The following is a 12,777-nucleotide window of genomic DNA, read 5'->3' as shown; positions in this document are numbered from 1 at the left end:
ATCATAAGTGCGATTGGTGGTGATTACCCGCAATGAGGATGCCAGTTTGCGTGTTGACGCACAAATTAGTCGAAAAACGGCGACTTATACTTACTTCATCGTATGTCTGAAACGAAAATTCTGAATTATTGTCATCAAAGGGTAAATAAACTTATACATACTGGGTCCCTCTGAGATTCTGGACTATAGTTTTAGGGCATTAAAATTTGCGCTCCCGATACGTGGGCTAACTGTGGCACCACAGGAGCGTAACCCTGGCAGGAGAGAAGAATGAAAATTTTCCAACGCTACAATCCGCTGCAAGTGGCGAAGTACGTGAAGATCCTGTTTCGTGGACGGTTGTACATCAAGGACGTTGGCGCATTTGAATTTGATAAGGGCAAAATCCTTATCCCGAAGGTCAAGGACAAGCTGCATCTGTCAGTGATGTCCGAAGTCAATCGTCAGGTGTTGCGTCTGCAAACTGAGATGGCATAACCTGAAACGTAGCAGTACGTAGTAGGTAAAAGACGGCTCCCGATGGGAGCCGTTGATGTTTTTAGCCCTTCATTTCCGCATAGCGTTTGCGATATTCGCCCGGTGGAATACCGTTATGTTTACGAAACAAGCGGGTGAAATAGACCGGATCGCTGTAGCCTACCGATAAAGCAATTTTGTTAAGCGGGAGCGAGGTGCTCTGAATAAGCCACCTGGCGCGGTTGATGCGTTGCGTTTCCCGCCATGCATAAACCGTTTGCCCCAGTTCATTTTTGAAAAGGTGCGCCAGACGTGAAGGGGAGATAAATACCATCGCCGCCAGGGTCTCGATTTTTACCTCCTGCGCAATATGGGCGTTGAGGTAGTCGCAGACGGCGTTAATCCGTGGGTCGTGGGCGTGACGGTTGCTGATGGGCTGTCGCTGAAAACAGTGAAGGATCAATCTTTCCAGGGCGTTCATCGCCAGCGCTTCCGACAGCGGCGCGGATGCCGAGTGATGGCGTATCACTTCGTAGAACAGATCGCGCAGCTGCTGGAGCTGTTCGGGATCGTTAATGGTTGTTTTGCCGATACCGTGAGTGGTTTGGTCCCACTTTAGCCAGTCTATCCAGTAGGGGCGGGGGATAAAGTAGATCCACAGATGGTCCCAATACTCGCTGTGCTCGTCCCTGCCGTAGTGATGGGGCACCCCGGGAGGAAACAGCAGCAGATCGTTTTCCCGGCACAGAAGGAAGCCATCGCCCGCCTTCGCCCGCGCCTGGCCGCGCAGGGTCAGATTAATGATGTAACCTTTCATCCCCTGCGGGCGGTTAATGTAGTAGTCCAGCGTGGAGCCGCGGGTAATCGGCGTGAAGCCTGCGACGACCCAGGCATTGAAGGTAAAGGTCTTCATCAATGGCGAGAAATTGAGTAGCTCATTGATATCCAGTTCCATTCTCTCTCCCACCTGAGCGCCGCCGCGTCGTTAGCTTTCGATGATAGTAAATTCCCAGGCCCTGAGGCGCAACGGCTGGCCGACGTATACTGTCTCCCCGCTCAGCAGCGCGCTACCCGCGGTCTCGCTGACAAATTCCAGCGTCTCGCCGGAGTAATTGAACAGGAAGTGGGTGGTTTTCCCGGCGCGATTACGCATTTTTTTGACCACTAATGGGAAGCGATAGGCGGAAGTGCGCGAGCGCAATGCGAGATCGGCGGTTAGTACATCAAACAGCTGGCTAATCAATCCCTTCTGCGGCAGGAAGCCAACATACATCGCTCGTCCCCGGCCATAATCCGCTTCGGTGGCGGCGGCGTATTCGCCCCATGCCGGATGCTGATAGCGCAGCAAGGTGCGGGTCCCATCATCGGGCGTCAGCAATTCCATCCACAGCTCAGCCTGATTGTCATTGCGGCAATCAATCTCTGCACAGCAAGAGCTTACCGTCGTCCCTTCCGGCAGGGTGAACTGGCTGTAGCTGACGCCGCAGCTCTGCCGCAGGATCCCAGGCTGCGCGCTGCGGCGTACCTTGACGTTTTCATCGCTAAAGCCCGATTTAAAGCCGATAAGCGCTCTGCCGCCCTCGGCGATATAGTGATTGATCCGCGCCAGCAGGCCATCATCGGCAGCGTACAGGCCGGGAACGATCAGCACTCGGTAGCGCGAGGTTTCCTCGTTTACATCGTGGATGATGTCGAGGCTGATATTGTGGTCATACAGCGCATCGTGGAAGCGGCGAAAGATATCGTTATAAATGTTGCCCTCGGCATCGCCAGGACGGAAGTGATTGAGGGCGTCCATTGCCTCATTGCTTATCAGCAGCGCAACGTCGTTTTCGGCCTTCAGCTCCGCCAGCTGCGGCGACAGGCGGGCAAAGTCAGCCCCGATAGTGGTGGCCTCCTGCCAGGTCGGGTTACGCGAGAAGTCGTGGCTGAGCAGCCCCTTCCAGTAGGTTTCGAAGGCGTTATGAATCGAATGCCAGTGCCAGTAGGAGACCATGGCGGCGCCGGAGGCGATATGGCTGAACGCCTGCAGGCGCAGCTGGCCCGGGTAGGGAGTCCACTGGGCGAAGCCCTGCGCCTGGGTTTCCAGCACGAAGTAGTTCTGGCCCGGCTTAAGCGAGCGGGTGATGGCGCCGCCAAAGGCGATTTCCCGCCCGGTCAGGTGTGCCTGGCTCGGGTGATAGATATCGACGCCGGCGATATCCAGCGCCTGCGCCGCCGCAAAATGGTCGACCCGCGGCTGCACGCCGTAAGAGTAACCGCGCCATTCAAAATCGAAGTTGTGGGTGACGAACTGGTGCGGTTGGGCGTACTCGCGCACAATCTCCGCCTGCCAGGCCAGATACTCGGTGACCTGCTGGCGCTGATAGCGGGAGAAGGCGCAGGCGAGGCTGGCGTTGATGGTGTTTTCCACCGGCGGAAAATCCTGCCAGCGGTCAATGCGGTTGCTCCAGTAATCCAGACCGAAATCGTGATTCAGTTGTCGGAGGTCTGGATATTTCTCCTGCAGGCTGCGCACGAAGCCCTCCTGCATATAGCGGCCAATATTGTCGTAATGCTTGGTTTCGTTATCCAGTTGCCAGCCGATAATCGCCGGATGGTGTTGCACATGGGCCATCAGCGTGCGGATAATTTTTTCGGCATAGCGGCGAAAGGTCGGGTTGACGATATCCATGATCTGCCGCGGACCATATTTTTGCTGCCCCGCGACGGTGGTGACCAGAATATCGGGATGTTTCGCCGCCAGCCAGGCCGGGACCGCGTAGGTGGGCGTCCCGACGATGACCGCAATGCCGGCCTCATGCATCGCCTCGAGCACCCGGTCGATATGGTAGAAATTGTACTGGCCCTCTTCGGGCTCCAGCGTACTCCAGGTGGACTCGGCGATACGCACCACGTTAATGCCGGTTTCGCGCATTAAGGCGATATCGTTGGCCAGCCGATCTTCCGGCATATATTCATCGTAATACGCCACGCCATAAAATAACTGAGACATGCAGACTACCTCCTGACATTAATTCGCGGGCACAGGTTGTGAAGAGAACACGCGTGCTTTATCCAGCGTGATAAACGAAATGAGCGTGAAGCACAGGGCGATACTACCGAGCACGATATAGCTGCTGGTAAAGCCCATGCTCTGGTACATATGGCCGATGCCGGTGGAGAGAAAAATAGAGCTAAAGCTTTTTGAAAACTGGAAGCCAATTAAGTAAACCGTCGCGGAAAGCAGGGGGTTAAAGTTAGCGGTAATGTATTTAAGCGCCGCGACGAGTAACACCGAGCTTTCAAATCCATGGAGTAGTTTAATCAGGCTGATGGATACCGGGCCAATAGCCCACGCGGAACCGATAATGCGCAAGCTCATAATCAGCCCGCAGTATAACAGCGCATTTTTCGGGCCGATTTTATTCACAAACCATGGTGCAAAGAACATCACGATGGCATCAAGGAAAATCTGACCCGTGGTTAAATAACCGAAGACTTCTGCACCCCGGGCTTTACTCTCAAAGAAATGGCTGTAGTAGATAGCGAACTGCTGGTCATAGGTTTCATAGACCGCCCCGACGCCAATGACATAGAGGGCGAAGAACCAGAATTTTTTAATTTTTAACAACGAGACGGCATCGCGGAGGGTAACCGGCGACGTTTTGCCGGACAGCAGCCCCTGCTTTTGATGGGTGCTGATCTGCATTTTCCAGACAATCACCAGCAGGCAGACGCCTGCTGCGCTGGCCAGCCAGAAAATCATGTTCTGATCGATGCCGTAGAGCTTTCCTGCCGCAAAGGTGCCGATCGCGGCGCCGATGCCGCCGAACATCCGCGCCCGACCAAATTCGAAGCCGGAGGCGCGGCTGACCTTATCGATGTAGGCTTCGCAAATCCCGCAGCCTGCGCCGTAGGCCATGCCAATATAGAGGCCGCCAGCCAGCGCGCCGAGGAACACATTTATTTTTAACAGAGGCGCGAAGACATAGATCCAGTATGGAGCGAATAAGGTGATAATGATCGCCAGCATCCACATCAGATTCTTACGATACACCAGCTTATCCGATATAAAACCGAATAATGGCTGAACGCAGACGGCCACAATGGCAGTGAAAGAATAAACCAGACCGACGTCCGTGTAGTTAATACCGATGGTTTCCGTTAACCACAGTGATAAATAGGGGTAGCAGCATCCCCAGCCTATAAAGAAAAACAGGAAAAACAGACAGCTGACAAAGTAATTTTTATTCGACGTTATCATGGTAACCCTCGCTTCCTTTATTCAGGAATATGATCGTGTAGACGCGAGCAACGTTACCTTTTTGCGCACGGGGGAGTCATAAACGTTTCGCTATCGAGCAGTAATAATCTGCTATCGGCAGAGGGGCGTGAGCCGCTTCACATTCGGGCAATAAAAAGGGCGGATGATCATCCGCCCTTAAGAGAGAGAAAGGATTACGCTCAGGCGTTCTGGCTTTCCGCCGCTTCCGCCTGCTTGGGCACCAGCACTGTGGGCTTGTTATCGATGCGGGTCACCAGCAACTGGTCAATACGGTAGTTATCGATATCCACGACCTCGAACTTATAGCCGGAGAACTTCACCGCGTCGGTGCGTTTGGGGATTTTACGCAGCATAAACATCATAAAGCCGCCGATGGTCTCGTAGTTCCCGGACTGCGGAAACTCGTCGATATCCAGCACGCGCATCACGTCATCAATCGGCGTACCGCCATCGATTAGCCACGAGTTTTCATCGCGGGCGACGATCTGCTCTTCCAGCCCCTGGCCGACGAGGTCGCCCATCAGAGTTGTCATCACGTCGTTAAGGGTGATGATCCCGACCACCAGCGCATATTCATTCATGATCACCGCAAAGTCTTCCCCGGCGGTTTTGAAGCTTTCCAGCGCTTCGGACAGGGTCAGGGTATCCGGGACGATCAACGTGTTGCGGATCTGCACGCCGCCGGTCAGCACCAGGCTCTGGTTCGCCAGCACGCGGTTCAGCAGATCTTTTGAATCGACGTAGCCGATAATGTGGTCGATATCTTCATTACAGACGAGGAACTTCGAGTGCGGGTGTTCGGCCACTTTATTCTTCAGGCTCTGCTCGTCTTCATGCAAATCAAACCAAATGACGCTTTCACGCGGGGTCATGGAGGAAGGTACGGTGCGGGACTCCAGCTCGAACACGTTCTCAATCAGCTCATGCTCCTGCTTGCGCAGCACCCCGGCCAGCGCGCCGGCTTCGACCACGGCATAGATATCGTCGGAGGTGATATCGTCTTTCCGCACCATCGGCAGTTTAAAGATGCGGAAGATCATGTTGGCCATGCCGTTAAACAACCACACCAGCGGGCGGAAGACTAACAGGCAGAAGCGCATCGGGTTGATGATGCGCAGGGCCACAGTTTCGGGCGCAATCATACCGATGCGTTTCGGAGTCAGGTCAGCAAACAGGATGAACAAGCTGGTGACCAGGGTAAAAGAGATGATGAAGCTCAGTTGCTCGGAGAGCTCCGGTGACAAATACCCGCTGAGCAGGCTATGAAACGCCGGTGAGAAAGCCGCGTCGCCCACAATACCGCCAAGAATGGCGACGGCGTTGAGGCCAATCTGCACGACGGTAAAGAAGGTGCCCGGGTTCTCCTGCATCTTCAGCACCCGCTGTGCGTTGACGTTGCCTTCATCGGCCAGCAGTTTCAGTTTGATTTTACGTGAGGCGGCCAGTGAGATTTCCGATATCGAAAAAAACGCACTGACGGCTATCAGACAGAGTATTACTAAAATACTGTTTAACATATCTTTTCTGACCGTTGAGGTCAGATCCTCGGAAGGGAAGTTGATAACTTAAATGTGGAATACATAAAAAACCGGTCCGAAGGCGCTGGACCGGCTGTCACACTGGGTAGTATAGCGTAAGGGAATGTAAAGCCGCCAGAGCGTTCATTAACCGCCTCGCTGTTGAGGCGGAAATCAGAATTACGCCTGAGGCGGCAGGCAGACGCCAATGCCGCCAATGCCGCAATAGCCATGCGGGTTCTTATACAGATACTGCTGGTGATCGTCCTCGGCATAGTAGAACGGTTTGGCGGTGGCGATCTCGGTGGTGATGTGACGGGTATCGTGCGCGTCGTTCATCGCCGCCTGGAAGCGCGCGAGGCTGGCCTTTGCCGCTTCCGTCTGTTCCGGCGTCAACGGATAGATCGCCGAACGGTACTGGGTGCCGAGGTCGTTACCCTGTCGCATGCCCTGCGCGGGGTCGTGATTTTCCCAGAACACCTGCAATAACTGCTCATAGCTGATGACCTGTGGATCGTAGACCACGCGCACCGCTTCCGCGTGACCGGTCTGGCCGCTGCACACTTCGCGATAGGTCGGATTGGGCGTATAGCCGCCAGTGTAGCCGGCGGCGGTGCTGTAAACCCCCGGCAATTGCCAGAACAGACGTTCAACTCCCCAGAAGCAGCCCATGGCGAACAGTGCCACTTCCATCCCCGCCGGGACGTTGGTCATCGAGTGGCCGTTAACTGCGTGGAGCGTCGCCACTGGCATCGGGGTATTGCGTCCAGGCAGCGCATCCGCCTGGGCGACAAGATGCGTTTTATCAAATAGACTCACGGTGGGCCTCTCAATACAGAAATCGTCGTTAAGGTTGTAACGAAGCGTGTCTTTTAACACAATAAATACGCGTAATACGTCTAGATTAATACATAAGAATTATTTGGGTTATTGCCACTTTTTCAACCCTAAGTTGTTAGGGTTTTGTTAAGCCGTGGAGCGGCGCCAGTGTTTCCTGTAGGGGGAAACAGGGATATTCAGGAGAAAATGTGCTAAAAATCCGCCAGTTATGTGTCACCAGCCTTTTGCTGGTCAGCGGGGTCGCCAGCGCAGCGAATGTGCGTTTGCAGGTTGAGGGATTATCCGGAGAGCTGGAGAAAAACGTTCGCGCCCAGCTTTCCACCATCCAGAGTGATGAGGTCACGCCGGATCGTCGCTTTCGCGCGCGCGTCGATGACGCCATTCGCGAAGGTCTGAAAGCGCTGGGGTATTACGAGCCGACGATTGAATTTGATCTGCGTCCGCCGCCGAAAAGGGGCCGTCAGGTGCTGATCGCCAAAGTGACCCCGGGTGAGCCGGTGCGCATTGGCGGAACCGAGGTGATTCTGCGCGGCGGCGCCCGCACCGACAGCGATTACCTGGCGCTGTTGAAAACCCGCCCGGCCATTGGGACGGTGCTCAACCACGGCGATTACGACGGTTTCAAGAGCTCATTGACCCGTGTCGCCCTGCGCAAAGGCTACTTTGACAGCGAGTTCAATAAAAGCCAGCTTGGGGTCTCCCTCGACCGTCATCAGGCGTTCTGGGATATCGATTACGACAGCGGAGAACGCTATCGCTTTGGCCACGTCACCTTCTCCGGATCGCAAATTCGCGATGAATACCTGCAAAACCTCGTGCCGTTTAAAGAGGGCGACTACTACACCTCGCAGGACCTGGCCGAGCTAAACCGCCGCCTGGCGGCGACCGGGTGGTTCAGTTCGGTGGTGGTGGCGCCTGATTTTGCTAAGTCACGGAAAACCAAGGTGCTGCCTCTGCAGGGCGTTGTCTCGCCACGCAAAGAGAACACCGTGGAAACCGGGGTAGGGTACTCCACAGACGTCGGTCCGCGGGTGAAAGCCACGTGGAAAAAACCGTGGATGAACTCCTATGGTCACAGCCTGACCTCCAGTGTCAGCCTCTCCGCCCCGGAGCAGCAGTTCGACTTTACCTATAAAGTCCCACTGCTGAAGAGCCCCCTCGAACAGTATTATCTGATGCAGGGCGGCTTTAAGCGTACCGACCTCAATGATACCCAGGCCGACTCTACCACCCTGGGGGTCTCGCGTTTCTGGGAGATGTCGAGCGGCTGGCAGCGGGCGATTAACCTGCGCTGGAGCCTGGACCACTTTACCCAGGCGAACGTCACCAACACCACCATGCTGATTTACCCCGGGGTCTCGGTGAACCGCACTCGCTCCCGCGGCGGGCTGATGCCTACCTGGGGCGATTCGCAGCGCTACTCGGTGGACTACTCCAACACCATGTGGGGCTCGGACATCAACTTTATCGTGATGCAGGCTCAGGACGTCTGGATCCGTACCCTCTATGACCGCCACCGCTTTGTGGTGCGTGGCAACCTGGGCTGGATCGAAGCGGATAACTTTGACAAGGTGCCGCCGGACCTGCGTTTTTTCGCCGGGGGCGATCGCAGTATTCGCGGCTATAAATACAAATCCATCTCGCCGAAGGACGATGACGGCAAGCTGATCGGGGCCTCGAAGCTGGCCACCGGCTCGCTGGAATATCAGTACAACGTCAGTGGCAAGTGGTGGGGCGCCGTGTTTGTCGATAGCGGCGAAGCGGTCAGCGATATTCGCGAGAGTGATTTCAAAACCGGCGCCGGGGTAGGCGTGCGCTGGCAGTCGCCGGTGGGGCCGATCAAGCTGGATATCGCCCGGCCAATCGGCGACAAAGAAGAGCATGGTTTACAGTTTTACATCGGTCTGGGGCCTGAATTATGAGTTTATGGAAGAAGATAAGCCTCGGCGTATTAATCGTGTTGGTTCTCCTGCTGGGCACCGTCGGGTTCCTGGTGGGCACCACCACCGGCTTGCATCTGGTGTTCAAAGCGGCGGATCGCTGGGTGCCGGGGCTGGAAATCGGCAAAGTGACCGGCGGCTGGCGTGATTTAACCCTCGATAATGTCCGCTATGAGCAGCCCGGCGTGGCGGTGACCGCCGGCCAGTTTCATCTCAGCGTCAGGCTGCGCTGTCTGTGGGACAGCAGTCTGTGCGTAAACGACATCGCGCTGCGCGATATTTACGTCGCCGTCGATACCAAGAAGATGCCGCCCTCTGCGCCGGTCGAGGAAGAGGAGAGCGGGCCGCTGAATCTCTCCACCCCTTATCCGATCGTCCTCAGCCGCGTCGCGCTGCATAACGTCAACGTCAAAATCGACGATACCGCGGTCTCCGTGCGCGATTTTTCCACCGGCCTGAACTGGCAGGAGAAAAACCTGACCCTGACGCCGACCTCGCTGCAGGGGCTGCTGATCGCTCTGCCGAAGGTGGCGAAAGTGGCGCAGGAGCAGGTGGTCGAGCCGAAAATCGACAACCCGCGACCGCAGGAGAAACCGCTCGGCGAGACGATGACCGACCTCTTCTCGCAGCCGGTGCTGCCGGCGATGACCGATGTCCATCTGCCGCTTAACCTCAATATTCAGGCGTTCCGCGGCGAGCAGCTGCGCCTCACCGGCGATACCGATATCACCGTGTACAACCTGCTGCTGAAAGTCAGCAGTATCGACGGGCAGATGAAGCTCGACGCCCTCGACATCGACTCCGATCAGGGCAAGGTCAGCGCTTCGGGCAGCGCCCAGCTACAGGATAACTGGCCGGTAGACATCACCCTCGCCGGAACGCTGAACGTCGACCCGATGAAAGGGGAGAAGGTGCAGCTGAAGGTGGGCGGCGAGATACGTAAAACGCTTAAGGTCGGAGTGGACTTAAGCGGGCCGGTCGCGGCCACGCTGCGGGCGGACGCGCAGCTGGCGGAGGCCGGGCTGCCGCTCAATATGGAGCTGAAAAGTAAGCAGCTCGCCTGGCCGTTCAGCGGCGAGAAGCAGTTCCAGGCCGACGACGTCCAGCTGAAGTTCAGCGGCAAAATGACCGACTATGCGCTGGCCTTCTCCACCGCGGTGAAAGGCCAGTCGCTGCCGCCGGCGAAAATCGCCCTCAACGCCAAAGGCAATGAGCGGCAGATCAATCTCGACAAGCTGACGGTCAATGCCCTGGAAGGGAAAACCGAGCTGAAAGCGCTCCTCGACTGGCAGCAGGCGATCAGCTGGCGCGGCGAGCTGACCCTCGACGGCATCAACACCGCCAAAGAGGTGCCGGACTGGCCATCGAAGCTCAATGGCAGGATCAAGACCCAGGGCAGCCTGTACGGCGGCAGCTGGCAGATGTCGGTGCCGGAGCTGAAAATTACCGGCAACGTGAAACAGAACAAGGTGGATGTTTCGGGCTCGCTGCAGGGCAACAGCTATCTGCAGTGGAAAATCCCGGGGCTGCATCTGGCGTTAGGCCCGAACAGCGCCGATATCAAAGGCGAGCTGGGGGTGAAGGATCTGAATCTCGACGCCACCATCGATGCGCCGCACCTGGATAATGCGCTGCCGGGGCTCGGCGGGACGGCGAAGGGGCTGGTGAAAGTGCGCGGCACTGTCGATGCGCCGCAGCTGCTGGCGGACATCACCGCCCGGGCGCTGCGCTGGCAGGAGCTGACCATCGCCCAGGTCAACGTCAAAGGGGATGTGAAATCCACCGATCAGATCGGCGGCAACCTGGACGTACGGGTGGATCGCATCAGCCAGCCGGGGGTGAATATCAGCCTGGTGCAGCTCAATGCCAAAGGCACTGAGAAGCAGCATGAGCTGCGGCTGCGGGTGCAAGGCGATCCGGTTTCCGGCCAGCTGGCGCTGGCGGGCAGCTTCGATCGTCAGGCCGAGCGCTGGAGAGGCGCGCTAAGCGATACCCGCTTCCAGACGCCGGTGGGGCCGGTGGCGCTGACGCGCAGTATCGCGCTGGACTACCGCAACCAGGAGCAGAAAATCAGCATCGGGCCACACTGCTGGACCAACCCGAACGCCGAGCTCTGCGTGCCTGAGACCATTGACGCAGGCGCCAGCGGGCGGGCGCGGGTGAATCTCAACCGCTTCGACCTGGCGATGCTCAAGCCGTTTATGCCGGAGGCGACCCAGGCCAGCGGCGTCTTTACCGGTAATGCCGATGTCAGCTGGGACACCACCAAGGAGGGGCTGCCGCAGGGCAAAGTGACCCTCAGCGGGCGCAACGTCAAAGTGACCCAGGTGGTCAATGACGCCCCGCTGCCGGTGGCGTTCGATACGCTGAACCTCAGCGCCGATCTGCATAACAATCGCGCGGAGCTGGGCTGGCTTATCCGCCTGACCAACAATGGCCAGCTGGATGGGCAGGTGCAGGTCACCGACCCGCAGGGGCGGCGTAACCTCGGCGGCAACGTCAATATCAGCAACTTCTCGCTGGCGATGATCAACCCGATTTTCGCCCGCGGTGAAAAGGCGGAGGGAAGGCTCAACGCCCGTCTGCGCCTGGGCGGCAACGTGAAAAGTCCACAGCTGTTCGGCCAGATGCAGTTAAGCGGGGTGGATATCGACGGCAACTTTATGCCGTTTGATATGCAGCCGAGCCAGCTGGCGATGAACTTCAACGGCACGCGCTCGACCCTGCAGGGGACGGTGAACACCCGTCAGGGGCAAATCGCCCTCAGCGGCAACGCCGACTGGACGCAGATCGATAACTGGCGGGCGCAAATTGCGGCGAAAGGCAGCCGGGTGCGGATCACGGTGCCGCCGATGGTCCGTCTCGATGTATCGCCGGACGTGGTGTTTACCGCCACGCCAAGCCTGTTCAACCTCGATGGCAAGGTGGATGTGCCCTGGGCGCGGATCGTGGTCAACGAAGTGCCGGAGAGCGCGGTTGGCGTGTCTTCTGATGAAGTGATGCTCGACAAAAACCTCAAGCCGATTAATCAGCAGAGCGCCGGGATCCCGATCAACAGCAACCTGACGATCCACGTCGGCAACAACGTTCGTCTGGAAGCCTTCGGTCTGAAAGCGCGTCTGACCGGCGATCTGAAAGTGGCGCAGGACAAGCAGGGGCTGGGACTCAACGGGCAGATCAATATTCCGGACGGCCGCTTCCACGCCTATGGCCAGGATTTGATTGTGCGCAAAGGGGAACTGCTGTTCTCCGGTCCGCCGGATCAGCCATTACTGAATATCGAAGCAATTCGTAACCCGGATGCCACCGAAGACGACGTGATCGCCGGCGTTCGCGTCACCGGATCCGCCGATCAGCCGAAAGCGGAGATCTTCTCTGACCCGGTTATGTCCCAGCAGGAAGCGCTGTCTTATCTGCTGCGCGGCCAGGGTTTGAGCAGCGGACAGAGCGATAGCGCCGCGATGACCTCAATGCTTATTGGTATGGGGGTTGCACAAAGTGGTCAGGTTGTGGGTAAAATCGGCGAGACGTTTGGCGTAAGCAATTTGGCGTTGGACACCGAAGGGGTAGGCGACTCTTCCCAGGTGGTGGTCAGCGGCTATGTACTGCCGGGTCTGCAGGTAAAATACGGGGTCGGTATCTTCGATTCCCTGGCGACGCTGACTTTACGTTATCGCCTGATGCCTAAGCTATATGTGGAAGCGGTGTCTGGCATCGACCAGGCGCTCGATTTGCTCTATCAGTTTGAGTTTTAGCA

At 57.1% G+C, this 12,777-nt stretch carries 8 protein-coding genes; 3 read left to right on the top strand and 5 right to left on the bottom strand.

All coding sequences use genetic code 11. The features are described from left to right. Positions 1-270: 270 nt before the first annotated feature. Positions 271-477, top strand: coding sequence for a DUF1107 domain-containing protein (locus tag ACLEXF_RS20460; protein WP_002886707.1), 207 nt, complete (start codon positions 271-273; stop codon positions 475-477). 61 nt (positions 478-538) lie between these two features. Here the strand turns inward: ACLEXF_RS20460 and araC are convergent, their stop codons facing one another. The 5 genes from araC to msrA form a co-directional block, all read right to left on the bottom strand. Then, the gene (gene araC / locus ACLEXF_RS20455; protein WP_004206480.1) at positions 539-1,411 is read right to left on the bottom strand and encodes an arabinose operon transcriptional regulator AraC; all 873 of its coding nucleotides are present in this window, start codon (positions 1,409-1,411) and stop codon (positions 539-541) included. Between the two features lie 30 nt (positions 1,412-1,441). Beyond that, positions 1,442-3,451: a beta-galactosidase gene (locus tag ACLEXF_RS20450; RefSeq protein WP_064795184.1), complete on the bottom strand. Its 2,010-nt coding sequence runs from the start codon at positions 3,449-3,451 to the stop codon at positions 1,442-1,444. Positions 3,452-3,469: 18 nt separating this feature from the next. Further along, positions 3,470-4,702, bottom strand: a complete 1,233-nt coding sequence (locus ACLEXF_RS20445) for an oligosaccharide MFS transporter (protein WP_141923019.1) — start codon at positions 4,700-4,702, stop codon at positions 3,470-3,472. 200 nt (positions 4,703-4,902) lie between these two features. Beyond that, complete coding sequence (locus ACLEXF_RS20440; RefSeq protein WP_004206485.1) at positions 4,903-6,240, bottom strand: hemolysin family protein; 1,338 nt, start codon at positions 6,238-6,240, stop codon at positions 4,903-4,905. Between the two features lie 180 nt (positions 6,241-6,420). Then, a complete protein-coding gene (gene msrA, locus ACLEXF_RS20435) occupies positions 6,421-7,059 on the bottom strand; it encodes a peptide-methionine (S)-S-oxide reductase MsrA (RefSeq protein WP_032456893.1) in 639 nt (212 codons plus the stop codon). A gap of 209 nt (positions 7,060-7,268) precedes the next feature. Here msrA and tamA point away from each other — a divergent pair, with 209 nt between their 5' ends. Together tamA and tamB are read left to right on the top strand one after the other, a co-directional pair. Next, the gene (gene tamA, locus ACLEXF_RS20430; protein ID WP_023319583.1) at positions 7,269-9,002 is read left to right on the top strand and encodes an autotransporter assembly complex protein TamA; all 1,734 of its coding nucleotides are present in this window, start codon (positions 7,269-7,271) and stop codon (positions 9,000-9,002) included. Then, positions 8,999-12,775, top strand: a complete 3,777-nt coding sequence (gene tamB / locus ACLEXF_RS20425) for an autotransporter assembly complex protein TamB (protein WP_371330534.1) — start codon at positions 8,999-9,001, stop codon at positions 12,773-12,775. The genes tamA and tamB overlap by 4 nt, the downstream gene beginning before the upstream one ends. The last annotated feature ends 2 nt before the right edge of the window (positions 12,776-12,777 follow it).

The sequence above is a fragment of the Klebsiella pneumoniae complex sp. WS1778 genome, from assembly GCF_049472055.1.
Taxonomy (GTDB): domain Bacteria; phylum Pseudomonadota; class Gammaproteobacteria; order Enterobacterales; family Enterobacteriaceae; genus Klebsiella; species Klebsiella quasipneumoniae.
This window is presented reverse-complemented; position numbering and strand designations above follow the sequence as displayed.

What these genes read in the sequence shown, in the direction of transcription:
- ACLEXF_RS20460 (WP_002886707.1), top strand. Translation starts at nt 271, where the DNA reads ATGAAAATTTTCCAACGCTACAATCCGCTGCAAGTGGCGAAGTACGTG.
- araC (WP_004206480.1), bottom strand. Translation starts at nt 1,411, where the DNA reads ATGGAACTGGATATCAATGAGCTACTCAATTTCTCGCCATTGATGAAG.
- ACLEXF_RS20450 (WP_064795184.1), bottom strand. Translation starts at nt 3,451, where the DNA reads ATGTCTCAGTTATTTTATGGCGTGGCGTATTACGATGAATATATGCCG.
- ACLEXF_RS20445 (WP_141923019.1), bottom strand. Translation starts at nt 4,702, where the DNA reads ATGATAACGTCGAATAAAAATTACTTTGTCAGCTGTCTGTTTTTCCTG.
- ACLEXF_RS20440 (WP_004206485.1), bottom strand. Translation starts at nt 6,240, where the DNA reads ATGTTAAACAGTATTTTAGTAATACTCTGTCTGATAGCCGTCAGTGCG.
- tamB (WP_371330534.1), top strand. Translation starts at nt 8,999, where the DNA reads ATGAGTTTATGGAAGAAGATAAGCCTCGGCGTATTAATCGTGTTGGTT.